The 25,473-nt window shown below is 43.8% G+C and carries 19 protein-coding genes; 2 read left to right on the forward strand and 17 right to left on the reverse strand.

Annotated features, from left to right (window positions below):
- Positions 1–54 precede the first annotated feature (54 nt).
- Positions 55–921, forward strand: a complete 867-nt coding sequence (locus HGG78_RS04560; protein WP_172532202.1) for a LysR family transcriptional regulator — start codon at positions 55–57, stop codon at positions 919–921.
- Here HGG78_RS04560 and HGG78_RS04565 read toward each other — a convergent pair.
- The 6 genes from HGG78_RS04565 to secA form a co-directional block, all read right to left on the reverse strand.
- Positions 851–1,630 carry a TSUP family transporter gene (locus tag HGG78_RS04565; protein ID WP_172532203.1) on the reverse strand — a complete coding sequence of 260 codons (780 nt, stop codon included), beginning with the start codon at positions 1,628–1,630 and terminating at the stop codon, positions 851–853. The two genes, HGG78_RS04560 and HGG78_RS04565, sit on opposite strands and share 71 nt — an antisense overlap.
- Before the next feature lie 268 nt (positions 1,631–1,898).
- A complete protein-coding gene (carB, locus tag HGG78_RS04570) occupies positions 1,899–5,129 on the reverse strand; it encodes a carbamoyl-phosphate synthase large subunit (RefSeq protein WP_053310792.1) in 3,231 nt (1,076 codons plus the stop codon).
- A gap of 17 nt (positions 5,130–5,146) precedes the next feature.
- Entirely contained in the window at positions 5,147–6,286 is a 1,140-nt protein-coding gene (carA, locus tag HGG78_RS04575) for a glutamine-hydrolyzing carbamoyl-phosphate synthase small subunit (protein ID WP_172532204.1), read from the reverse strand.
- A gap of 483 nt (positions 6,287–6,769) precedes the next feature.
- Complete coding sequence (gene dapB, locus HGG78_RS04580; protein WP_172532205.1) at positions 6,770–7,594, reverse strand: 4-hydroxy-tetrahydrodipicolinate reductase; 825 nt, start codon at positions 7,592–7,594, stop codon at positions 6,770–6,772.
- 124 nt (positions 7,595–7,718) lie between these two features.
- The gene (gene mutT, locus HGG78_RS04585) at positions 7,719–8,117 is read right to left on the reverse strand and encodes an 8-oxo-dGTP diphosphatase MutT (protein WP_172532206.1); all 399 of its coding nucleotides are present in this window, start codon (positions 8,115–8,117) and stop codon (positions 7,719–7,721) included.
- Between the two features lie 257 nt (positions 8,118–8,374).
- Positions 8,375–11,107, reverse strand: coding sequence for a preprotein translocase subunit SecA (gene secA, locus HGG78_RS04590; RefSeq protein ID WP_172532207.1), 2,733 nt, complete (start codon positions 11,105–11,107; stop codon positions 8,375–8,377).
- A gap of 324 nt (positions 11,108–11,431) precedes the next feature.
- Between secA and HGG78_RS04595 the strand changes: the two genes are divergently transcribed.
- Positions 11,432–11,896 carry a DUF721 domain-containing protein gene (locus HGG78_RS04595; protein ID WP_172532208.1) on the forward strand — a complete coding sequence of 155 codons (465 nt, stop codon included), beginning with the start codon at positions 11,432–11,434 and terminating at the stop codon, positions 11,894–11,896.
- Between the two features lie 56 nt (positions 11,897–11,952).
- Here HGG78_RS04595 and lpxC read toward each other — a convergent pair whose 3' ends face one another.
- The 11 genes from lpxC to murE all read right to left on the reverse strand — a co-directional run bounded on the left by lpxC (position 11,953) and on the right by murE (position 25,458).
- Positions 11,953–12,870: a UDP-3-O-acyl-N-acetylglucosamine deacetylase gene (gene lpxC, locus HGG78_RS04600; protein WP_053310786.1), complete on the reverse strand. Its 918-nt coding sequence runs from the start codon at positions 12,868–12,870 to the stop codon at positions 11,953–11,955.
- Between the two features lie 97 nt (positions 12,871–12,967).
- Entirely contained in the window at positions 12,968–14,191 is a 1,224-nt protein-coding gene (gene ftsZ / locus HGG78_RS04605; RefSeq protein ID WP_053310785.1) for a cell division protein FtsZ, read from the reverse strand.
- A 30-nt stretch (positions 14,192–14,221) separates the two neighbouring features.
- Complete coding sequence (gene ftsA, locus HGG78_RS04610) at positions 14,222–15,484, reverse strand: cell division protein FtsA (RefSeq protein WP_053310784.1); 1,263 nt, start codon at positions 15,482–15,484, stop codon at positions 14,222–14,224.
- Positions 15,477–16,259: a cell division protein FtsQ/DivIB gene (locus tag HGG78_RS04615; RefSeq protein WP_172532209.1), complete on the reverse strand. Its 783-nt coding sequence runs from the start codon at positions 16,257–16,259 to the stop codon at positions 15,477–15,479. Before HGG78_RS04615 ends, ftsA begins: the two co-directional genes overlap by 8 nt.
- A 183-nt stretch (positions 16,260–16,442) precedes the next feature.
- Positions 16,443–17,903, reverse strand: coding sequence for a UDP-N-acetylmuramate--L-alanine ligase (gene murC, locus HGG78_RS04620; protein WP_053310782.1), 1,461 nt, complete (start codon positions 17,901–17,903; stop codon positions 16,443–16,445).
- A 12-nt stretch (positions 17,904–17,915) separates the two neighbouring features.
- Positions 17,916–18,977 carry an undecaprenyldiphospho-muramoylpentapeptide beta-N-acetylglucosaminyltransferase gene (gene murG, locus HGG78_RS04625; protein ID WP_053310781.1) on the reverse strand — a complete coding sequence of 354 codons (1,062 nt, stop codon included), beginning with the start codon at positions 18,975–18,977 and terminating at the stop codon, positions 17,916–17,918.
- Positions 18,964–20,148: a cell division protein FtsW gene (gene ftsW / locus HGG78_RS04630; RefSeq protein ID WP_053310994.1), complete on the reverse strand. Its 1,185-nt coding sequence runs from the start codon at positions 20,146–20,148 to the stop codon at positions 18,964–18,966. The genes murG and ftsW overlap by 14 nt, the downstream gene beginning before the upstream one ends.
- Positions 20,149–20,178: 30 nt before the next feature.
- A complete protein-coding gene (gene murD / locus HGG78_RS04635; protein WP_422108877.1) occupies positions 20,179–21,510 on the reverse strand; it encodes a UDP-N-acetylmuramoyl-L-alanine--D-glutamate ligase in 1,332 nt (443 codons plus the stop codon).
- Positions 21,511–21,533: 23 nt separating this feature from the next.
- Entirely contained in the window at positions 21,534–22,616 is a 1,083-nt protein-coding gene (mraY, locus tag HGG78_RS04640) for a phospho-N-acetylmuramoyl-pentapeptide-transferase (RefSeq protein ID WP_172532211.1), read from the reverse strand.
- A complete protein-coding gene (gene murF / locus HGG78_RS04645) occupies positions 22,613–23,974 on the reverse strand; it encodes a UDP-N-acetylmuramoyl-tripeptide--D-alanyl-D-alanine ligase (RefSeq protein WP_172532212.1) in 1,362 nt (453 codons plus the stop codon). Before murF ends, mraY begins: the two co-directional genes overlap by 4 nt.
- Entirely contained in the window at positions 23,971–25,458 is a 1,488-nt protein-coding gene (gene murE / locus HGG78_RS04650) for a UDP-N-acetylmuramoyl-L-alanyl-D-glutamate--2,6-diaminopimelate ligase (protein WP_172532213.1), read from the reverse strand. Before murE ends, murF begins: the two co-directional genes overlap by 4 nt.
- Between the last annotated feature and the right edge of the window lie 15 nt (positions 25,459–25,473).

Below are 25,473 nucleotides of genomic sequence, written 5' to 3' on the forward strand. Positions count from 1 at the left end.
CAGCTCGAAATAATAGTGTAGAGTAGGCTCACCTATTCCCAATGCTCTTTAATTATGCTGCTTGAAGGTATCGAAACCTTGCTTATGTTAAGCAAAGAAAAAACCATGAGCCGAACTGGCAGTTTGCTCTATATTAGCCAATCTGCGGTGAGTAAGCGTATTGCTAATTTAGAAAAGAGACTCGGGAAGAAACTTATTGAGCCTGATGGGCGGCAGATAAAACTGACCACCGACGCACTGGCTCTAGTTGAGAGTATTGGTCCAAGCTTCAATGAGTTATGTGGTTTAATCTTCGATCAGCAAGCACTGACTGATGATACCTTAATCAAACTCGACTGTTCAGAAACCTTGGTCGCTGGTTACCTAAATGTGGCAATGGGCCACTATCTACAGCAAGATAAATTCATAACTATCACGACCAACCACACACCGAGAATTGTGCAACATGTGCAATCAGGAAAAGCAACACTTGGGTTCTGTGCAGGTTACTTACCAGCTAATCATGGATTAATGGCTTTCCACCTAGCCGATGAACCCTTTTATATCGTCAGCCAAACGCCACTAACGAGCTTACCAACACAATTAGTCACTAATGATTTGTCAAACCCTGCAAATACTTATCAGCTTGATATACTAGCCAAATTGTCAATCACGCCCTTGATGGAAATGGACTCATACACGGCTTCAGCACAATTAGCATTAGGGGGAATGACGCCAGCACTAGTCCCCTTGTCCGTAATTAAAACACTCAATATCAAGCCACAATATTGTTTTGATTTCGACCAATTACAGGCGCTTGTCCGCCCCATCCATATTTGTTTGCGTAGCAGTAGTTATCGCTCACCAAGGATTAAAAAATTGATTGAAACCATTGCGGATGCTGTTGCCAAAGAAGTTTCGCTGCCATCAGCATTGACATAACAATAACCAACGGACGAATCCATTTCTGCCCTTTTGTGACGACCACTTTAGCTCCCATTCTCGCACCGATAAAACCACCGACAGCCATCACCAAACCAATTTCCCAAATAGGTAATCCCGCAATCAAGAAGAATAGTAATGCCGCGACGTTAGAGGTGAAGTTAAGTAGCTTAGTTCTTGCCGTTGCTTCAACTAAGGAAAAGTGACCAAGCACAACAAAACAAACCGTGAAAATAGAACCAGTGCCGGGGCCAAAAAAACCATCATAAAAGCCCACACCACCACCGATAAAAAAAGCAAAAAGACCTTCTGATAGTCGGGGATTACCCTGGACCGCTTTCGTTTGTGGAGCCAACAAAAAATACAGCGAAATGCTAATAAGAAGAATAGGAATTAAACTGGTTAGTAAATTGGCATCAATATGCTGAACCAACTCTGCACCACAAGCTGAACCAATAAAAGTGCAAGCTATTGCAAGTTTCATCTCTTTCAGGCTTACCATGCCATTACGCACGAAATACCAAGTCGCTGAAAAACTACCAAAGGAGCTTTGTAGTTTATTGGTTGCAAGAGCTTGAGCTGGAGGCACACCCGCTGCCAATAAAGCAGGTAGCGTTAATAACCCACCACCTCCCGCCATTGCATCAATGAAACCAGCAGCGCTGGCAACCAAAAAAAGTAGTCCTAAAACCTCAATTGAAATATCCATTTAATCCATAATCGCTGCGTTATTTTGCTCACGCTAACACTGAATAATCATTGCTAAAAGAGAAACTCACGCCTTCAATTCATTCCAAATATTCATCAATTAAATTAATACTCACAATGTACTAAACAACCTAACTAAAGTGATATGCCCTTCCTACTTGAAGTTGTTTGGGGGAGTTCTCGTAAACAAAAAAAGCCCGCTTAATTTAGCGGGCAATGAGGTTGTCATGTAGCTCTGAGAACTACTGATTTATTATTTTTTAGCTAGCTTAAGCTAAGTTAGCTTTAACTTGTGCGTGCAACTCTTGAACTGATGTCACTGACGATTTTGCATCTGCCGTATGAGACATACAAGTTGCAAAAGCAGCGTTCAAAGTTGTGGTGTAGTTCACTTTCTCAGCCAATGCGCCACGACGTAGAACTTTAGAGTCTTCAATCGCTTGGCGACCCGCGGCGGTATTGATGATATAGGTGTATTCATTATTCTTGATTCGGTCAAGAATATGAGGGCGACCTTCATGAACCTTGTTGACTAAGCGTGGGTTAATACCAGCTTCGCCCAAAATGACCGCAGTACCATGAGTTGCATCGAGTTGGTAACCCAATTTAACCAGCTTAGAAGCCAAATCAACTACTCGTTGTTTGTCACCTTCACGAACCGATAGCAATGCGCGACCACCTTCAGGGTAAACATTCCCACAACCAAGCTCTGCTTTAGCGTATGCTTCAGCAAACGTTGCACCAACACCCATCACTTCACCTGTTGAGCGCATTTCTGGGCCTAACAGTGGGTCAACACCTGGGAATTTATTAAACGGTAGTACCACTTCTTTTACCGAGTAGTAAGGTGGGATAATCTCTTTGGTGAAGCCTTGCGACTCTAGAGATTGGCCAGCCATTACACGCGCTGCAATTTTTGCCAGTGGAGCGCCCGTTGCTTTTGAAACAAACGGTACAGTACGAGCAGCACGAGGGTTAACTTCAATTAAGTAAACTTCGTTATCTTTAACCGCAAACTGTGTATTCATTAGGCCACGAACACCCAATTCAAACGCCAGTTTTTCAACTTGCTCGCGCATCACATCTTGGATTTCTTGGCTTAACGTGTAAGCCGGAAGAGAACATGCTGAGTCACCAGAGTGAACACCCGCTTGTTCGATGTGCTCCATGATACCGCCAATCACAACGCGCTCACCATCACAGATAGCATCGATATCGACTTCCACTGCATCATCTAGGAAACGGTCAAGCAGTACTGGTGATTCATTCGAAACGCTAACCGCTTCGTTGAAGTAGCGACGTAAATCTTGTTCGTCATAGACGATTTCCATCGCACGACCACCGAGAACATAAGAGGGGCGAACCACGAGAGGGAAACCGATATCTTTCGATTTTTCAATCGCTTGCTCCATAGTCGTTACGGTTGCGTTTTCTGGCTGAAGCAAACCTAAACGGTCAACAGCTTGTTGAAAACGCTCACGGTCTTCTGCGCGGTCAATAGCGTCAGGGCTTGTACCAATGATAGGCACACCAGCAGCTTCAAGTGCGCGAGCCAATTTCAATGGTGTTTGACCACCGTATTGCACAATCACGCCTTTTGGTTTTTCTACGCGTACGATAGAAAGTACATCTTCTAATGTTACTGGTTCAAAGTAGAGACGATCCGATGTGTCGTAATCCGTTGAAACCGTTTCAGGGTTACAGTTAACCATAATGGTTTCATAACCGTCTTCACGCAGTGCAAGAGAAGCATGCACACAGCAGTAGTCAAATTCAATACCTTGGCCGATACGGTTAGGACCACCACCAAGTACCATAATTTTGTCTTTATCTGTTGGCTGCGCTTCACACTCTTCATCATAAGAAGAATACATATAAGCCGTGTCAGAGGAGAATTCTGCCGCACAAGTATCCACACGTTTGTAAACTGGATGAATATCATGTTGGTCACGCATACGACGAATTTCGCTTTCCGAAACACCAAGTAAGGTTGAAAGACGCGCGTCAGAGAAGCCTTTGCGTTTCATTTTGCGCAGAACATCAGCGTTCAAGCCCGCAAAACCACCTGCTTTAACCTCTTGTTCCATCTTGACTAATTCTTCGATTTGCACAAGGAACCAACGGTCGATGTTGGTTAGGTTAAATACACCATCGACTGACAAACCAGCGCGGAATGCATCAGCAATGTACCAAATACGTTCTGCGCCCGCTTCTTTTAGCTCATGACGAATAGTAGTCAGCGCATCTGGTGCGTCTAGATCAACCATTTCATCTAAACCGTTTACACCGATTTCTAAACCACGCAATGCTTTTTGTAATGACTCTTGTTGGTTACGACCAATGGCCATAACCTCACCCACCGACTTCATCTGTGTCGTCAAGCGGTCATTAGCACCAGCGAATTTCTCGAAGTTAAAACGAGGGATCTTGGTAACAACGTAGTCAATCGTTGGTTCAAACGAAGCCGGAGTCGCGCCACCTGTGATGTCGTTCATTAGCTCATCTAAGGTAAAACCAACCGCCAGTTTCGCTGCGACTTTAGCAATAGGGAAACCTGTTGCTTTAGACGCTAGAGCAGAAGAGCGAGATACACGCGGGTTCATTTCGATGATGACCATACGGCCATCTTTCGGATTGATACCAAACTGTACGTTTGAACCGCCCGTTTCAACGCCGATTTCACGCAATACTGCTAGCGATGCATTACGCATCAATTGATATTCTTTGTCGGTTAGCGTTTGCGCCGGTGCCACTGTGATTGAGTCACCCGTATGGATGCCCATTGGGTCAAAGTTTTCAATCGCACAAACAATGATACAGTTGTCCGCTTTATCGCGAACGACTTCCATTTCATATTCTTTCCAACCAATCAAAGACTCATCAATAAGGAGTTCATTGGTTGGAGAAAGATCAAGACCACGACGACAAATTTCTTCGAACTCTTCTTTGTTATACGCAATACCACCACCGGTACCACCCATAGTAAAAGATGGACGAATGATACAAGGGAAGCCGACCATTTCTTGAACGCGATAAGCTTCTTCCATCGTTTTTGCTGTATCGGCACGAGGACAGGCTAAACCGATAGATTTCATTGCCTTATCAAAACGTGAACGGTCTTCTGCTTTATCAATCGCATCAGCCGTTGCGCCAATCATTTCAACACCGAACTCAGCAAGCACACCGTGCTTTTCTAAATCAAGTGCACAGTTAAGCGCCGTTTGACCGCCCATAGTTGGCAATACAGCATCTGGACGTTCTTTTTCAATAATCTTGCGTACCACTTCCCAATGAATTGGCTCGATGTAAGTTGCATCGGCCATCTCTGGGTCAGTCATAATAGTGGCAGGGTTTGAGTTAACCAAAATAACTCGATAACCCTCTTCGCGCAGCGCTTTACAGGCTTGAGCGCCTGAGTAGTCAAATTCACATGCCTGACCGATAACAATCGGGCCAGCACCTAGAATTAGAATACTTTTAATGTCAGTACGTTTTGGCATTGTCTACTACTCCGAAATTAAGCGCTGTGTTTTTTGATTAGTTCGATAAAGTGATCGAAAAGCGGGGCTGCATCATGTGGGCCAGGACTTGCTTCAGGGTGACCTTGAAAGCTAAATGCTGGTTTATCCGTGCGATGAATGCCTTGTAATGAGCCATCAAAGAGTGATTTATGTGTCGCTCGAAGGTTTTCAGGCAACGTCGCTTCGTCCGCAGCAAAACCGTGGTTTTGTGATGTAATCATCACCACATTGCGATCTAAATCTTTGACTGGGTGGTTCGCTCCATGATGGCCGAACTTCATTTTTACTGTTTTTGCACCAGAAGCTAATGCCAAAATTTGGTGTCCTAGACAGATACCAAATACCGGTAATTCTTTATCTAAGAACACTTTGGTTGCTTCAATCGCATAAGTACATGGTTCTGGGTCACCAGGACCATTTGATAAAAAGACACCATCTGGTTTCAGTGCTAGAACTTCTTCAGCCGAAGTTTGAGCTGGTACAACCGTTAAGCGGCAGCCTCGGTCAACCAACATGCGTAAGATGTTGCGCTTTGCTCCGAAATCATAGGCAACAACGTGATATGGCAATTCGCTGTCATCTTTCGCTTCTGGAAGTCCGCCCTCAAGCGTCCACGAACCTTGTTTCCATTGATACGCTTCTTTTGTTGTAACCTCTTTCGCAAGATCCATTCCTTTTAAGCCTGGGAACTCTTTCGCTTTGGTTAGCGCCAATGCCTGATCTAAGCTATCGCCAGCCATAATGCAGCCATTCTGTGCACCTTTCTCACGCAAAATACGAGTTAGCTTACGCGTATCGATATCAGCAATGCCGACAATATTTTGTGATTTGAGGTAATCAGAAAGGGATTTTTCATTACGGAAGTTAGAAGCAATAAGAGGAAGATCGCGAATCACAAGGCCTTGTGCATGAATGGAGGAAGATTCTTCGTCTTCGGAATTGGTTCCGGTATTGCCTATGTGAGGATAAGTGAGAGTAACGATTTGTTGAGAATAAGAAGGATCAGTGAGGATTTCTTGGTACCCCGTCATCGAGGTATTAAAAACAACTTCACCGACAGATGTTCCATCCGCTCCAATGGATACACCGTGGAACACCGTCCCATCTTCTAGGACTAACAGTGCTGATTTACTCAAGACAACCTCCAGGAATAAAAATGCAAAAAAAATAAATTAAACTGCAAATCTGCCTTCCTTTTCGCCATAAGATAGCGCTATAGGGTGATTTAGACAAATTGGCGGTATTCTAAAGATCGCTGTGATTCCTGTCAACATTTGATAACAAATAAAACTTACATTTAAAGCCTTACATCATAAAAGAGCCATCAAACCATTAAAAATGCACATTTAGCTCATCAAAACAGAAAAATGGCTTCAATAAACACCTCAATCTCAATTGTAAACCTAATTTAAAAGCAAGCCATTCAAAACAGATAGACGCAAACGTTACTTAAAGCAACAAATGGCAAGCTTTTGGAGACTTAAGAACAAAAACAACTCAAGACAAGAGAAAATACACATTAAAGTGCAAGTTAAAGAAGATATAGAGGAAGATAATTGAAGAGAAACATTGGCAAGAAAAACAGATGCGCTAGTATTTACTAGCGCATAATTATGTAATTAAAGATCGTTCAAACCTAATACATCAGTCATACTATAAAAGCCGGCCGGTTTATCATTCAGCCAAACGGCAGCTTTAACGGCACCATTGGCAAATGTCATACGATCTGTCGCTTTGTGAGTAATTTCAACACGCTCACCAATATCGGCAAACATTGCTGTATGCTCACCAACAATGTCACCAGCGCGAATTGTGGCGAAGCCAATTTCATCTTTGCTTCGTTCCCCAGTAATGCCTTCACGAGCATACACCGCCACATCATTTAATTTATTCCCCATCGCACCTGCAATTGCTTCCCCCATCCCGATTGCGGTTCCAGAAGGTGCATCCACTTTATGGCGATGGTGAGCTTCGATAATCTCAATATCACAGTAATCACCCATTACTCTGGCAGCCTTTTCAAGCAACTTAAACACGAGGTTTACGCCAACACTGTAGTTGGGAGCCATCACTATTGATATCTCTTGTGCTGCAGACTCGATGATCGCTTTTTCAGCTTCAGAAAAACCCGTCGTACCAATCACCAATTTTTTACCGTGTTTTTTGCACAGTTCAATATTTGCCAATGTACTTACGGGAGCAGTAAAGTCGATAATTACATCAAAGTGATCAATCGCATTTTGTAGATTATCGACTAAAGCGATATCAAATCGGCCTTCACCACATAATTCACCGATATCAACACCGACCAGCGACGATTCCGGACGTTCAGACCCCGCCCCCACTTGAGCATTTGGATTTTGATAAGTGGCTTTAACTAGGTTGCGGCCCATTCTGCCCGCAGCTCCTGCAATCGCAATTCTCACCATTGCGTTTTTCTCCATTGTTACGCTATCAACCTAAACTGATAGCGTTTTATACATTCAGGGTGTTTCTTTAAACTATCAACAATTAATCACGGTGGCTAGGGTGTGTTGACCATTGGATGATAAATTTTGTTCAAGATACTCAAGCAAACTCTTTTACTACTCGCTCCAATATCGGTCGGTTCGCCTCAGGAAAGGCGTAATCAACCAGTTGTGCAACCGGCACCCATTTCCCTTGCTGACCTTCTTTTCCATAGGGTTGATGGTTAAATTGAGTTACACATATAAAATCAAACTTTAGTGCTTTATCTGCATAGTCAAACTCTAAGTATTGATAAGGTGATTGTTCGGTAACATCGATACCGATCTCCTCATTAAGCTCACGAGTGATCGCTTGCTCTACCGTTTCACCGACCTCCAGCTTGCCTCCTGGAAATTCCCAGTAGCCACCTTTGTGTGAATGAGCCGGGCGTTTTGTGATGTAAACTTCTGACTTATCGGCATTAAAAATAATAGCGGCAACAATATGCACACGTTTCATATCAACTCCAATTTAGCGTTAACCTTATATCAATCACAGTAAGTAAGTGATCAGAAATAGCGTAGGAAAAAAGCTTGAGAACAAGGCGAAATTTTCGATAAGTAGTTATTCTACAATCAAAAACTCTAACGCAGTTATCGAGATTTTTAACAAGCTAGGGTGATCCGTTATTTGCTACGATTGGTATTACAGCAGGTTAAAGAATATTTAGTTAAAAAAAGAGCCGCTTAAGCGACTCTTTACTCAATAGATAGTGATTAACCTATTTGCCCATGGCACTGCTTGTATTTTTTACCACTACCACAAGGGCAAGGTTCATTACGGCCTACTTTGCGCTCTTCGCGCACCATAGGTTGGTGAGCATGCTCATCCGTTTCATCACTGCCTTCTGCTAATGGATTCTCAGCATTTTGATGTTGAAACTGTTGGCGACGCGCTGCTTCTTCAGCTTGCGCTTGACGCTGAGCTTCCATACGTTCAACTTCTTCTTGCTGCTGCACACGTACTTTCGACAAAATAGTGATCACATCAATTTTCAAAGAGTCCAACATATCTTCAAACAGTTCAAATGACTCACGCTTGTACTCTTGTTTCGGGTTCTTTTGTGCATAACCGCGTAAATGAATCCCTTGACGCAAGTGATCCATTGCCGCCAAGTGCTCTTTCCACAAGGTATCGAGTGTTTGTAGCATAACGGATTTTTCGAAATTACGAAGAACTGACGCACCAACGGTTTCTTCTTTAGCACGATAAACAATAACGGCTTCTTCAAGAATTCGCTCGCGTAGCGCTTCTTCATACAATTTGTCGTCGGCATCAAGCCAAGCTTGAATTGGAAGCGTTAAGTCAAAATCGTTTTTCAAACGATCTTCTAATCCTGCGATATCCCACATATCTTCTAAAGATTGAGGTGGAATGTATTCACTGATCACTGAAGCAAAGACATCTTGGCGGTTTAACGCAATCATGTCGCTGATATCGTCAGCATCCATCAGTTCATCACGCAGCTCGTAAACCACTTTACGTTGGTCATTGGCAACATCATCGTATTCAAGAAGCTGTTTACGAATATCAAAGTTACGACCTTCAACTTTGCGTTGAGCTTTTTCAATCGAGCGCGATAGCATTTTACTTTCAATCGCTTCACCTTCATCCATACCACTTTGGATGAGGCTTGCCATACGATCTGAAGTAAAAATTCTCAGTAGAGAGTCTTCCATTGAAAGGTAGAAACGCGATGAACCAGCATCCCCTTGTCGACCCGAACGACCACGTAGCTGGTTATCAATACGGCGAGATTCATGACGCTCAGTACCGATGATATGTAAACCACCCGAAGCTAATACTTGATCATGGACGATTTTCCACTCTGCTTTAATAGCATCAATTTGTTCTTGTGTTGGGTTATCCAACTGCTCAATTTGAGCCTGCCAACTACCACCCAGCACAATATCCGTACCACGACCGGCCATGTTTGTGGCAATAGTCACTGCACTTGGCGTACCAGCTTGCGCTACGATTTCCGCTTCTTTCTCGTGGAATTTAGCGTTCAGCACGTTATGTTTAACTTTGGCTTTTTTCAGAGCATTAGAGAGCAGTTCTGATTTTTCAATCGAAACGGTACCCACCAAGGTTGGCTGGCCTTTTTCGACGCGCTCTTTGATGTCTTCAATGATCGCTGCAAATTTCTCAGCTTCAGTACGATAAACCACATCGGGCATATCATTACGAACCATAGGTTTATTGGTCGGGATAACCACCGTTTCTAAACCATAAATCGATTGGAATTCGAATGCTTCAGTATCCGCAGTGCCTGTCATGCCAGACAATTTGTTATACAAACGGAAGAAGTTCTGGAAGGTAATCGAGGCGAGAGTTTGGTTCTCGTTTTGGATTTTAACGCCTTCTTTGGCTTCTACTGCTTGGTGTAAACCTTCAGACCAACGACGGCCCGGCATTGTACGACCAGTATGCTCATCAACAATGACCACTTCACCATCTTCATTGACGATATAGTCGACATTTTTTTCAAATAACACATGGGCACGCAGCGCGGCATTGACGTGATGCAGCAAACTGATATTAGTTGGTGAGTAAAGTGTATCGCCCTCTTCCATCAAACCATTTTTAACCATCAATTCTTCAACGAATTCTTGGCCAGTTTCGGTTAGATGCACCTGTTTAGATTTTTCATCAACGGTGTAGTGACCATCACCACGATATTCTTCGGAATCTTCTTTATCCTGCTTTTGTAGTAACGGGATAAGCGTGTTAATACGGATATAAAGCTCAGAGCTGTCTTCTGCAGGACCTGAAATAATCAGCGGTGTACGAGCTTCATCAATAAGAATCGAGTCCACTTCATCGACAACAGCAAAGAAGCGCTCACGTTGTACACGGTCTTCTTTACGAAATGCCATGTTGTCACGCAGATAATCGAAACCAAATTCATTATTGGTTCCGTAAAGAATATCCGCTTGGTAAGCGACTTTTTTTTCTTGAGGTGGCATGTTCGGCACATTAATGCCAACTGTCATGCCAAGAAATTCAAATAACGGACGGTTGGTTTCTGCATCACGTTTGGCTAAGTAATCATTGACCGTTACGATATGCACACCTTTACTTGGCAATGCATTTAGATAAGCAGGTAAAGTTGCGGTTAATGTTTTACCTTCACCCGTACGCATTTCTGCGATTTGGCCAGCATTCAATACCATGCCACCAATTAACTGAACGTCGAAATGGCGCATACCATATACACGCTTAGAAGCTTCACGTACTGTGGCAAATGCCTCAGGAAGCAATTGGTCTAGGGTTTCACCCTGTTCCAAGCGCTGACGAAACTCAACCGTTTTAGCTTTTAATTCTTCATCGGTCAGTGTTTCAAAAGTCGGTTCGTAGCTGTTGATCTCTTTTACAATTTTTCTAAGGCGGCGCAGTGTTCGGTCATTGCGACTGCCAATTACCTTTGTCAGTAGCTTAGTTATCATGTGTTAGGAATCTCTCTTTCTTAGATCGCTTTCGATCTACTCTTAATGCCGTCAGTCTCTACCAGTTTTGAACTAAGGATACTGAGATAAATCATGTATCACAGACATTGTGGCGGTAAGGTATATTTTCAAGGCATTAAATGATTATGTGGCGCATAGTTTAAGGATTTTTTGTCACAACAACCAATATCAAAACTATTTGTTTGAAGCGCACATAATTTTTATTGAGTTTTGAACAGTACTTGAACAACAAAATGGCGTTGTTGCTATACACTTCCAGCCCATGGCCATAGAATGAAAGAGTTGTATTAAGAGGTAGAGACTATGCGCGATCATCGCCCCACTTTAACAAAAGAGCTGATCAGCGATTCATCACTGCGTAAAATTCAAGAACATGCCAGCGAGATCATTGCCTTAAATAAAGTATTGCAAACTTTATTACCTAAAGGCACTGCAGATCATGTACGTGCGGCAAATGTACGTGGTGGACATCTGATTGTGGAAGTGGCGAGTGCAGCAATTAAAATGAAATTGGAATATGACCGCCTACACTTGCTTAATCAATTACGCTCTCAAGGTTTTGCAAAGTTAGTCAGCATTGAGCTAAAGATTAATCCTGGGTTATATCGTAATCGAGGAAAAAAAGATGAAAAAGAGGTCATTGCCAGACCACCACTTTCTGAAAATGCAGCTCAAGTGTTGTTGATGGTTGCTGACCATGCACCACCAAAAATCAAAAAACGTTTAGAAAATATCGCTAAGTTGGCTAAACAAAAAAATAATAAGTAGAAACAATGGATACAAAAAAGCCAGACATCTGTCTGGCTTTTTATTGATTCGTTCTATTACGCAAGAACCATATTTGGTTCCGCGAAAGCTACTGGAGAGCCAACTTCTTCTTCGAAAGTCGCCCATTCCCATGCTTCTTGGTCAGCCAGAACGGCGCGCAATAATTGGTTATTGAGACCATGACCTGATTTATAGGCACGGAATTCACCAATGATCGCATGACCACACATATAAAGGTCACCGATAGCATCAAGTACTTTATGCGTAACGAATTCATTCGCAAAACGAAGACCTTCTTCATTAAGGATTCGGTACTCATCCAACACGATCGCGCAATCAAAACTACCACCTAAACAAAGGTTTTGTGATTGCAAATATTCGATATCACGCATAAAGCCAAAAGTACGGGCTCTTGAAATCTCTTTCACAAAACCTTGTGAAGAAAAATCAAACACCATGCGTTGTTCATCAGAATCAATCGCTGGGTGTTGGAATTCAATTTCAAAATCCATTCTGAAGCCGTTGTGAGGCACTAACTCTGCCCACTTATCTCCGTCTTCAAATCGCACAGGCTTTTTAATACGAATAAAACGCTTCGGTGCACTTAATGTTTCAATACCAGCTTGCTGCAACAAGTACACAAATGGACTTGCACTGCCATCCATGATCGGAATTTCAGGCGCATCAACTTCGATAATGACGTTATCAATACCCATGCCTGCAAGCGCCGCATTTAGGTGCTCAACAGTAGAAATACGGATACCTTGATCATTAACCAATGCTGTACACAACATAGTGTCACGAACAGACTCGGGATCAGCAGGAAAATCAACAGGAGGATTTACGTCAGTACGGCGGTAAATAATTCCCGTATTTGCAGCGGCAGGTCGAAGCGTTAATGTGACTTTACGACCAGAGTGAAGGCCCACCCCAGTTGTTTTCACTATTTCTTTCAGAGTACGTTGTCTGATCATCTACTTGCCTCTATGTCAGTGCTACAAAACACGGTCAGTTAAGTACCGACCGCGAATGCTACCATAATTTTGAACAGTGTCAAATTATGTCTAATTTTTAATCAGCCTGACGACGTAAAAATGCTGGGATATCTAGGTACCCACTTTCTTTCTCTGCTTTTGGTGCTGTGCTTTGTCCTGCACCAGAAGAAGATGAAACCGTTGACGACGATGCTGATTGCGGTTTTACCTCAACTTTTTCTTGCAAAGGCTGTGCCGCTTTTTCTTCAACTTTGGCCGCTGGTTGCTGAGCCATTTGTTGCGTCTGAACCGTTGGTGCCACTTTCGCTTTACCGCCAGCCACAAGCGTAATATCTGGTTTTTTCTCAGTACCAATACCAGTTGCGACAACGGTCACGCGAATTTCATCCGCCATATCAGGATCTAATGATGTGCCTATAACAACCGTAGCGTTATCAGAAGCGAATGCTTTAACAGTATTACCCACTGTTTCGAATTCATCTAGGCGCATATCCAAACCAGCAGTAATGTTAACAAGCACACCACGAGCACCAGCAAGGTCAATATCTTCCAAAAGAGGGCTAGAAATTGCCATCTCTGCCGCTTCTTCTGCGCGGTCTTCACCTTTTGCCACTCCGCTACCCATCATGGCATGACCCATTTCAGACATCACTGTGCGTACATCAGCAAAGTCGACGTTAATCATACCAGGGCGAGTAATTAGCTCAGCAATACCTTGGACGGCATTTTTAAGTACGTCGTTCGCGCTAGCAAAAGCTTCAAGTAAGGTGATGCCACGACCTAATACTTTAAGTAGCTTTTCATTGGGAATGGTAATCAGAGAATCAACATGCTTAGATAACTCTTCAATTCCTTGCTCAGCAAAAGCTAAGCGTTTTTTCCCTTCAAAGCTAAAAGGTTTAGTCACAACAGCAACCGTAAGAATACCAAGTTCTTTTGCTACTTCTGCAATAACAGGAGCTGCACCAGTACCGGTACCACCGCCCATACCAGCTGCGATAAACACCATATCGGCACCAGTCAGAACTTCTTTAATTCTTTCTCGGTCTTCAAGAGCTGCATCACGTCCAACTTGCGGATTCGCACCAGCACCCAAACCTTTAGTGATATCACCACCAATTTGAATGACACTGCTTACGCTTGTTTTACGAAGTGCTTGCGCATCGGTATTGACACTGATGAATTCCACGCCTTCGATGGACTCACGCACCATGTGTTCAACAGCGTTACCGCCACCACCACCAACTCCAACGACTTTAATTACAGCATCGTCAGACATTTCCATCATCGGTTCAAACATGTGTTATCTCCGTTTTCCCTGCAACTCAGGTTAAAACTCTTTTTGTATCCAGTTACGCAAACGACCAATTAAGCCCGACATTGATTGGCGTTTAGGTTCGCTGTATTCAGTGTCATCATTAATTTGACTATCTTTTGCGTAATGAAGTAAACCAACTGCCGTAGAATGATACGGCTCTTTTACGTAATCAGTGAGGCCACTAACCTCTAGAGGTTTGCCTACTCGAACTTGGTTGCGGAAAACACGTTCCGCACATTCTACCAACCCTTCAATTTGTGCAGCACCACCAGTTAAAACCACACCAGCAGCTAAATGATGTTTTATACCATTTTTACGCAAATTATCTTGGACGGTATCGATAGTTTGGTTAACTAACCCCATTAATTCAGTGTAGCGGGGCTCTATCACTTCCGACAAGGTTTGCCTTTGCAAACTTCTTGACGGTCTGCCACCAACACTCGGGACGTTAACCGTATCATCCTTGCTCACCAGCTCACTCAGCGCACAGCCATATTTAACTTTAATTTCTTCAGCATCACTGACTGGCGTGCCAAAAGCAAAAGCAATATCACTGGTTACTGCGTTTCCTGCGTATGAAAACACTTCAGTATGTCGCAAGGCTCCACCTGTCCAGATGGCAATATCCATAGTCCCTGCGCCAATATCGACCACGCAAACACCAAGTTCTCGTTCATCTTCAGTGATCACAGCATTACTTGCCGCTAAACCGGAATAAACAAGTTGCTCAACTTTCAAGCCACAACGTTCTACCGCTTTAATAATATTTCTCGCCATATCATTGTGGCAAGAAATAAGATGGACGCTCACTTCCATGCGTACACCAGATAAACCAAGCGGGTTTTTAATCCCCTCTTGGTAATCAATCGTAAATTCTTGAGGAATCACGTGCAATATTCTTTGCTCTTCCCCAATTTTTATAGACTTTGCCGTATGAATCGCTCGATCCATGTCTTCTTGAGAAACTTCTTCATCAGAAATAGTTCCCATGCCTTTTTCAATACGGCTCGCAATATGTTTCCCTGATAAAGATAAAAACACAGTGCTAATTTGGCATTCGGCCATTAATTCAGCTTGATCAACCGCTCTTTGGACAGATTTAACCACCGATTCAAGATCGTTAACTCCGCCTTTATCCATCCCGCGAGATGGGCTCGTTCCAGCGCCAATAATATTAATTTGACCGTCAGGCAGTATTTCACCGACTAGAGCTGATACGGTTGCAGTGCCTATATCAAGACCAACAATAATGTTGTCATCAGCGGTCTTAGTCATCTGTACTCTCTTGTGCTAACGCTTGTTCAGGGAACCAGCCTACAGCGGCTCCCGTATCATACCTGAGGTCGATATAGCTGACTTGGTCAGCTTTTCTACCTAAATTCTTATACAGAGAAACAAAACGAGCGATACGCTCATCTAATGACTCTTTACCTAGCTCTAAACGAATACCATTATCTAAAATGATTTGCCAAGCTCGGCGTTCATTAAGAACCAGTGAAGATATATTTAACCCTAATGATTGAAATTTAGGGTTCGTTTTATTCCATACATCCAAGACTTCTTGGTTACTTCCTTCGGGGCCATAAAGCTTAACTCTATCGCCTTTAAGTTGACCAATATCACCATTGAATACAGTGCCCTGCTCGTCTAATAAGGAATTACCATTCCAGATCGCCGTTGCTTGATATTCAGTTAAAAACACCTTAACGGTATCAGGCCATTGCTTGCGGATTGAGGCATGGGCGACCCAAGGGATTGCCTTAACACTCGACTGCAGCACATCAATATCTTGTGACATGAAAGTACCGATATGATCTAACTTAGCAAGAGCACGCTGAACATCTAGTGAAGATACGTATTGCAACTCACCTTGTAAGACAATTTTTGATAGCGGTAATCGCTGGCCATCCCACATCCAACTTAATGTTGAATAGATAAGAGAACCAATCAACAACACCACCACTAGAAAAAAAACACCGCCCAATGCATGTTGTTTCACTAGTGATGAACGGGATACACGCTGGCTTTCATTGAATATACTGATTAACAAAGCCTGATGTTCCTGTTTTCAAATCGCAATCTCATGCCCTATTTAGTTAGCAATAGAGGTAAAAAGCACTGACTTTAACCTTCGGATTATACTGAGGTAGCTAAAAGTATCAAACATTGAAAGCAAGAAATCTGGACTTGATACCATCTTAGTCAATATTGATACACCAATAAGCTGTATAAATTAAAGTTTCTGCATTTTATTGATATTTAGCTCAAGTGTAGCTAGCTGTTTAGCTACTTTGCCGACATCGCCAGCCCCTTGAGTCAATACCAAGTCACCATCTTGCAATACATTAGCGAGAACCGATGGTAAGGTTTTGCTGTCAGGTACAAAAATTGGGTCAATTTTGCCTCGACTACGGATAGTTCGACATAATGAGCGACCATCAGCGCCTGCTATTGGTTTTTCACCTGCAGAGTAAACATCCAACATCAGCAACACATCGACCTGCTCAAGGACATTGGCAAAATCATCGTATAAATCTCGGGTACGACTATAGCGATGCGGTTGGAAGATCATCACTAAGCGCTTATCTTGCCAACCACTGCGCGCAGCCTTAATGGTAACGTCTACTTCCGTTGGGTGATGGCCATAATCATCAACTAACATCGCGCAACCATTACCGGTTTCAAATTCGCCCAAATGATCAAATCGACGACCAGTACCTTCGGTGTTCGCCATGGCGGTTAAAATCGCACCATCACTGATATCATCTTCGGTTGCAACCGCAATAGCTGCAGCCGCATTCAAGGCGTTGTGTCGACCTGGTATATTAAGGGTGATATCAAGATTGGCCTTGCCTTTACGCACTACCGTAAACTTACCTTGTTGACCTTTTTGATGATAGTTTTCAATGCGCACATCTGCATCTTCAGAAAAACCGTACGTAATAACTTGACGACTAATTCTAGGGATAAGTTCACGAACGACCGGATCATCGATACACACAATAGCCTGGCCATAAAACGGTAAGTTGTGTAGAAAATCGATAAAGGTTTGCTTCAGTGTCTCGAAATCACCACCATAAGTGTCCATATGGTCCGCTTCAATGTTAGTAACAATGCTCACCATTGGTTGTAAATGCAAAAATGAAGCATCACTCTCATCAGCCTCAGCAATTAAAATACGGCTAGAGCCTAAACGTGCATTAGTACCTGCACTTTTCACCAACCCACCATTAACAAATGTTGGATCAAGCCCAGCTTCAGAATAAATTTGAGTCACTAATGCTGTGGTCGTGGTTTTACCATGCGTCCCCGCCACGGCAATGCCATGACGAAAACGCATTAGCTCAGCAAGCATTTCAGCTCGACGTACAATCGGAATACGCAATTCTCGAGCGGCTTTAAGCTCCGGATTTTGCTCATTGATCGCTGTTGAAACCACAACAACGCTCGCCTGTTCAATATTACTCGCTTGGTGGCCGAAAAAAATCGTCGCGCCTTTACTCTCTAATCGTTCCGTCACTGGGTTAGACGCCATGTCAGAACCGGTAATTTGATAACCTTCGTTAAGTAGTACTTCAGCAATACCACTCATGCCAGCACCGCCAATACCAACAAAATGGATACACTTAACACGGCGCATCTCTGGCACCATAGCGCGGATTTGAGCTAAATCTTGAGTATGTTTAATGGTCATGAAAAGGTCTCGTTATTGGGTAAGTGCAATGATGGCGTCTGCGACGACTTTATCAGCATTAAGCTGTGCAGCTGCGCGTGCTTGTATCGCCATAGCCAATAATTGGTTGCGATCTAACTCGGCAATTTGAGCAGTAAGGCCATCAATAGTTAGTTGAGGCTGCTCGATCATTTTTGCTGCACCACAAGCCACTAGGTGATCAGCATTGAGTGCTTGTTGTCTATCTTTATGCATGAATGGAATAAAAATAGCGCCAACACCGGCTGCAGATACTTCAGAAACAGTTAATGCCCCAGAACGACAGACTAGCAGGTCAGCCCATTCATAGGCACCAGCAACGTCATCAATAAACTCGGTGACATGAGCATTGTTGACTTGCAGTTCACGATAAACTTGCTCAACGGCTTGTTGATTATTCTTGCCGGCTTGGTGACATATTTGATAGCCATCACCAAGCTTAGCCATTACTTCGGGCATTGAGCGATTGAGTATCTGTGCGCCTTGACTACCACCCATCACTAAAATTCGAATCGGCTCATCTCTATTTAAAAAACGCGTTTCAGGGGCAGGAAGGTTTGCCACATCTTCTCTTACTGGGTTACCGACAACTTCGGCATTAGCAAAAGCACCAGGAAAGGCTTGAAAAACTCGTTTGGCAATTTTAGACAGCCATTGGTTGGTTAAACCGGCCACCGCGTTTTGTTCGTGTAGTACAACAGGAATCCCTAGTGACCATGCAGCAACACCGCCAGGGCCACTGACATATCCACCCATTCCAAGTACTGCATCCGGTTGCCATTTTTTGATGTAACTACGCGCCTGAAAAATCGCATTGATGATTTGAAAAGGTGCTTTTAGTAAACGCAGTACACCTTGCCCACGTAACCCTTTCACTTTGATAAAATCAATTTCAATACCATGCTTAGGTACGAGATCCGCTTCCATACGATCTGCTGTACCTAACCAACGAATTTCCCAACCTTGCTGTTGAAGTTGTTTGGCTACAGCCAGTCCGGGGAATACATGCCCTCCCGTTCCACCAGCCATCACCATTAAACGTTTATTGTTTGTCATTGGATTCTTTATCTGTAGAGACTAAATTGTGATCTTTAAGTCGACATTCGTGATCGATTCTAAGCAAGATTGCGACGGCAACCGACATAATAATTAAACTTGAACCACCATAACTGATCAAAGGTAGAGTTAATCCTTTAGTAGGTACCATACCTGCAGCAGCACCGACATTAACTAGGGTTTGGAAAGCAAACCAAATACCGATACCAAAGGCTAAATAGCCACCAAATTGCTGATCATGCTCAAAAGCTTTCTTACCAATAAGCACCGCTTTTAATACCAAGCTGAAAATCAGTAATAGCACCAAAACGACGCCAACAAAGCCAAGCTCTTCAGCCAGTACCGCAAAAACGAAGTCAGTGTGTGCTTCTGGTAGATACTCAAGTTTTTGAATGGAGTTACCAAGCCCTTGACCAAACCATTCTCCACGGCCGAATGCCATCAAAGATTGCGTTAGCTGATAACCACTGCCGAATGGGTCTTCCCATGGGTCCAAAAAAGAGGTGACGCGACGAATACGGTAAGGCTCTGCGGCAATCAACCCGATCACCGCCATAACCCCCGCCACCATTAACGCAATGAACTGCGATAATTTGGCACCAGCAATAAACAACATACCGAATAAGGTCACCAACATGACGACAACGGTACCTAAATCTGGCTGGCCAAGTAACAAAGCGGCTAACGTACCAAACACCATGATTGGTTTCATAAATCCACCAAAAAAGGTCTGCCTTACCTCATCATGTTTACGAACCAAGTACCCGGACATGAAAATAAACAATGATAATTTGGCGACCTCGGCAGGCTGTAGATTGAATAGCCCAAGTGGTATCCAACGAGATGCTCCGTTAACCGATTTCCCCGCGAGCAACACCACGATAAGCAGCAAAAAAGAGAGGCCAAGCAGGACAGAACTGTATTGCATCCAACGTTTCATCGGTATTTGTAACACAACCGAAGAGGTTAAAAGTGCCAATATGAGGAAAATGGCATGCCGAAACATAAAGTGAAAAGGTTGCTCGGTAAGACGTGAACTAATTGGAAAAGACGCGGACGTGACCATTACAAGGCCAGTTAACATTAAGCCTAAAGCAATCCACACCAACTGACGGTCGAACAAAGCTTCAGGAGAACTGCTCCTGAACCAATGGCGAGTCGTCGTGAACATGGTTGAAAAAGCCAAAATGCAAGTCCTTACTTACGCATAACGCTGAGCAAGAGCAGCAAACGCATCACCTCTTGCCATGAAGTTTTTGAATTGATCAAAGCTTGCGCATGCTGGAGACAGCATCACCATATCACCATGGCATAGCTGAGGTTTAATCGTGGTCACAATATCTTGCATTGAGTCATAAAACTTTGCCGAAGGATGTAGCGGCATAAACTGTTGCCCATCAACTCCAAAGCAACAAAGTTGAACATTTAACGTTTCTAGTATTGGCGCTAACGGTGAAAAATCTGCGCCTTTCCCAACCCCACCCACGAGTAGATACAGGCATCCAGAGCAGTCCAAGCCTGACAAAGCGGCAAGCGTACTGGCCACATTCGTTGCTTTAGAGTCATTGACCCATTTAACGCCGTGATTATCAGCGACCACTTGACAGCGATGTGTCAACCCATTGTAAGATTTCAACGCTGCGAGCGCATTAGCATAATCAACACCCGCCAAATCAAGCAAAGCCATCACCGTCAGCACGTTAGCTATATTATGACGACCAACTAAACTCAGCTCATTACTGGCTAACACAGGCTGCCCATTGGCAATAAGAAACTCTTGCCCATCAATAACCCTAGTGCAGTAATCGGCATTTTGATTCACCGAAAAACGAACGATATTACCCGAGAAATTTTCAGGTTCAGTGGCGCTATCATCCCGATTAACTACTGCTGCTTGCGCATGTTTAAAAATGCGTAGTTTCGCATCACGATACGTCTCCATACCCTCATAGCGATCCATATGATCTTCAGTCAGGTTCAGAAATGCAGCGGACACTAGCTTGAGGTTGGATGTGGTCTCTAGTTGAAAGCTCGACAGTTCCAGCACATAAAGGTCTGCCTCTTCTTGCAGCAGATCTAAAGCCGGTACTCCGATATTACCGCCAACAGCAACTTTAACTCCAGCCGCTTTGGCCAGTACTCCAGTCAAGTCAGTCACGGTACTCTTACCATTTGAACCAGTGATAGCAATGACCGGTTTATCTACCTGCCAAGCGAAAAGTTCAATATCGCCAATCACAGGAATATTGGCTGCGATGGCTTGCTGGATCTCTGGAGTCGCCAAGGCAATCCCTGGGTTTGCAACAATTAAGTCTGCCTCTAGTAACCATGATAGATTCCAACTGCCATGATGTAGAGCAACCTCAGAAGTTAGTTGATCTTGGCTTGGTGGATTATCTCGAGTATCGATCACTTTAATCGATAATGAACGGTCTAAATGACGCAGATAATTAACGACAGAGAGCCCGGTCATACCGAGCCCAACTACCACAACATTTTTAATACCTTGCCAACGATCCATCTTTCCATCCATTTAACGCTGTCGACGAAGAGTTATTAACGCACTTTAAGTGTCGCTAAACCGACTAAAACCAATACGATAGAGATAATCCAAAAACGCACGATCACTCTAGGTTCTGGCCAGCCTTTCAGTTCATAGTGATGGTGGATAGGTGCCATACGGAAAATTCGTTGTCCACGTAATTTGTAAGAACCGACCTGCAAAATCACCGATAATGTTTCTATAACAAAAACACCACCCATGATCACCAACACAAATTCTTGTCGAACTAATACGGCAATTGTTCCAAGCGCACCGCCTAAGGCGAGTGAACCAACATCTCCCATGAACACTTGTGCAGGATAAGTGTTAAACCATAGAAAACCTAAACCGGCGCCGACAATCGCGGTGCAAACCACTACAAGCTCTGACGTGTAAGGGATATAAGGAATATGCAAATAATTGGCAAAGTTAACGTTACCAGTTGCCCAAGCAATAACCCCAAAACCTGCCGCGACCAGTACGGTTGGCATAATAGCCAAACCATCTAAGCCATCGGTTAAGTTAACAGCGTTGCTGGTTCCAACAATCACAAAATAAGTGAGTACAATATAGAGCAAGCCAAGTTGTGGCATTACGTCTTTAAAAAATGGCACCACCAGTTGAGTTGCTGCGGTATCACTGCCATGAGCATACAAGGCAAAGGCAACCACTAAAGCAATCGCAGACTGCCAAAAATACTTCCAACGTGCGATCAATCCATCGGTATTTTTTCGCACTACTTTGCGGTAATCATCGACAAATCCAACCGCGCCATAGCCAAGCAACACCGCTAACACCGCCCAAATATAAGGGTTGGATAGATCGGTCCACAACAGCACGGTAATAACAATGGAGGCAAGGATCATAACACCGCCCATAGTTGGTGTGCCGCGCTTGCTGAAATGGGATTCAGGGCCGTCATTTCGTACCACTTGACCAATTTGCAGCAGTTGCAAACGCTTAATTAAGCGAGGTCCCATCCATAACGACAAACCAAGCGCCGTTAAGATACTGACAATGGCCCGAAACGAGAGATATTCGAACAAACGAAAAAATGAGAAGTATGGCTGGAGCAGCTCCGCAAGCCAAATAATCATGAGTATTTCTCCTTAAGAGCAGCCGCGACTTTACCCATACCAGCACTATTTGCGCCTTTCACTAATAAGATATGAGAGTCTTGATCTGATTGTGATAACTGCTGCTCGATATAAGCAATCATGTCCGCATGGCTTTCAAAATGGCGGCCATGACATACCTCACTGATCACTTTTGTATCGTGACCATAAGTAAGGACATTTTCAAACTGGAATGGGGCAGCATGTTCACCGACTTGACGGTGAAGTGCAAGGCTTTCCTCGCCTAACTCCGCCATATTACCTAAAATTAACCAACGCTTTGCAGAAAAACTGCTAAGTAGGTCAATAGCCGCTTTCATCGCTGGCACGCTAGCGTTATAGCTATCATCAATCAGTTTGATATTCGATGTTAGCTGCGATACATCCACCCGCCCTTGCACTTTGGCTAAATGCGCCAAACCATGCTGCACTTCACTTAACGTAGCACCCAACTCTAAGGCTAAGGCCGCAGCTGAGAGAGCGTTAGATACATTGTGTTGACCCACAATACCCAATTGAATATCAATATGGCCAACGGGCGTAACCATTTCAAAGCAAGCTTCGCTATTTGCATTTAGTCGAATATCTTTCGCCCAGAAGTCCGCTTGCTGATTGGCAACAGAAAAAGTTTTTACTGTTTTATCGGCCAACACAGAATGCCAGAATTCATTCCCTTGGCTATCCAAATTAACAATCGCCGTCGCACCCGGAGCAAGACCTTGATAGATTTCGCCTTTTGCCTGTTTAACGCCATCAATTGAACCAAAACCTTCTAAATGGGCAGCAGCTACATTATTCACCACAGCCGCGAGCGGCTTTACTAATGATGTCGTGTAAGCAATCTCACCAATATGATTGGCGCCTAACTCAATGACGGCATAATCATCTTCTGGCGTTGAACGTAATAAGGTCAGTGGCACACCAATATCATTGTTGAAATTGCCCGCAGTAAAAAGAACCCGCCCTTTGCCTGACATGATGCTCGCCACCATCTCTTTGACGGTGGTCTTGCCGCAACTACCCGTAATTGCAACCGTCGGCGTATTACAACTGTCATGCACCCAAGCAGCAAGTTGGCCTAATGCTAATTTAGTGTCAGCAGCCAACAATTGAGGAATAGCTACGTTCAACTCACGCTGCACCAATAAAGCACCAGCACCGCCATCGACAGCTTGTGTAGCAAAATCGTGTGCATCAAATTTTTCGCCCACTAAAGCGATAAATAACGCACCTTGGTCAATTTTTCTTGTATCGGTAGAAATCGATGAAATCAGCTTATTTTCGCCAATAAGCTGAGCATCTAATACTGAAGTTAACTGTTGTAGGGAAACTTCGATCATGCGCCTATCTCCAGTAAAGTTTGGGCTGATTCTCGATCTGAGTAGTGGATGGTTTCATTGGCCATCACTTGATAATCTTCATGCCCTTTACCTGCTAACAGAATGATATCCTGCTGATTAGCATTCGTAAGAGCAAACCTAACCGCAGCATATCGGCTATGTTCAACGTGCGCGTGTTGTGGATTCTTCAACCCAGCCAACATGTCTTGCACAATTTGCGCAGGATCTTCACTACGAGGGTTATCATCGGTCAAAATAACGCGGTCAGCACAACGCTCAGCGATTTCCGCCATCATTGGTCGCTTGCCTTTATCTCGGTCACCACCACAGCCAAAGATGGCCCAAAGTTGACCTTGGCAATGCACTCGCAATGCACTCAATGCTTTTTCTAACGCATCAGGCGTATGAGCGTAATCGACAACAATTTTAGCTTTTTGAGGCGCTTGGAATAACTCCATTCGTCCAATAACCGGAGTCAACAACGGGGCACTATCTACCAGTGCTTGCTTATCAAAACCTAAACTGAGCAAGGTTGCAAAAGCTAACATCACATTACAAGCGTTGAATTCACCAATTAATGGCACTGAGAATTGACCTTGCCCATACAAACCATCAAACGCCAACTCAATTCCATTGTCGCTGTAATGAATATGCGTTACCCATAACGCTTTGTTGGCACAAGGCGCAGCATGCAAAGAAACCGCAATCGCGTCGCTAAGTGTTTCAAGCCATTGAGCTCCAACAGGATCATCAGCATTAATGATCGCCAGTTGACATTGATGTTGAGTAAAGAGAGACAGCTTCGCTTTAGCGTATTCTTCCATCGTGCCATGGTAATCCAAGTGATCACGGCTAAGGTTTGAAAATACACCGACGGCAAATTTCAGATCTTTTACTCGACCTTGAACCAAGCCATGAGAAGAGACTTCCAACGCGGTGTAATGCGCTCCTTGCTGAGCCAATTGGTAGATTTTCGACTGCACTTCAATGGCATTACCCGTGGTATTGGCCGCAGGTTGTAAGTGTTCAAGAAAACCATTACCCGTGGTGCCCATTACCGCAGCTTTATTGCCGAGCAAGTCAATCCATTGCGCGATCAACTGAGTAATGGTGGTTTTTCCATTAGTGCCCGTCACACCAATCAAGGTATTGCTTGAATGAGTAAATAGACGCCCAGCTAATTGCGATAGATGCTGATTTAAATCAGAAAGGTAAAGAACCGGGACACCGTCAACCACCTCGATAGTCGCGTGCTGGTGTTGCACGCAGGCTTGTGCCAACACGAGATTCGCACCATTGCCAATGGCTTTAGTAATAAACTGACGACCATCACTAGCGTGACCCATAATAGCGACAAAGGTATCACCCGAAACGATTTTGCGACTGTCTAGCTCTAAGTGATTCACCGTCAGCGTTGAAATAGAGTGACCGTTAAGGTCAATCCAAGGCGAAATGAGATCTTGTAAACACATACTCGGCGTCATTGTGCTTCTCTCTTA

The organism is Vibrio aestuarianus, assembly GCF_012395185.1.
Taxonomy (GTDB): domain Bacteria; phylum Pseudomonadota; class Gammaproteobacteria; order Enterobacterales; family Vibrionaceae; genus Vibrio; species Vibrio aestuarianus.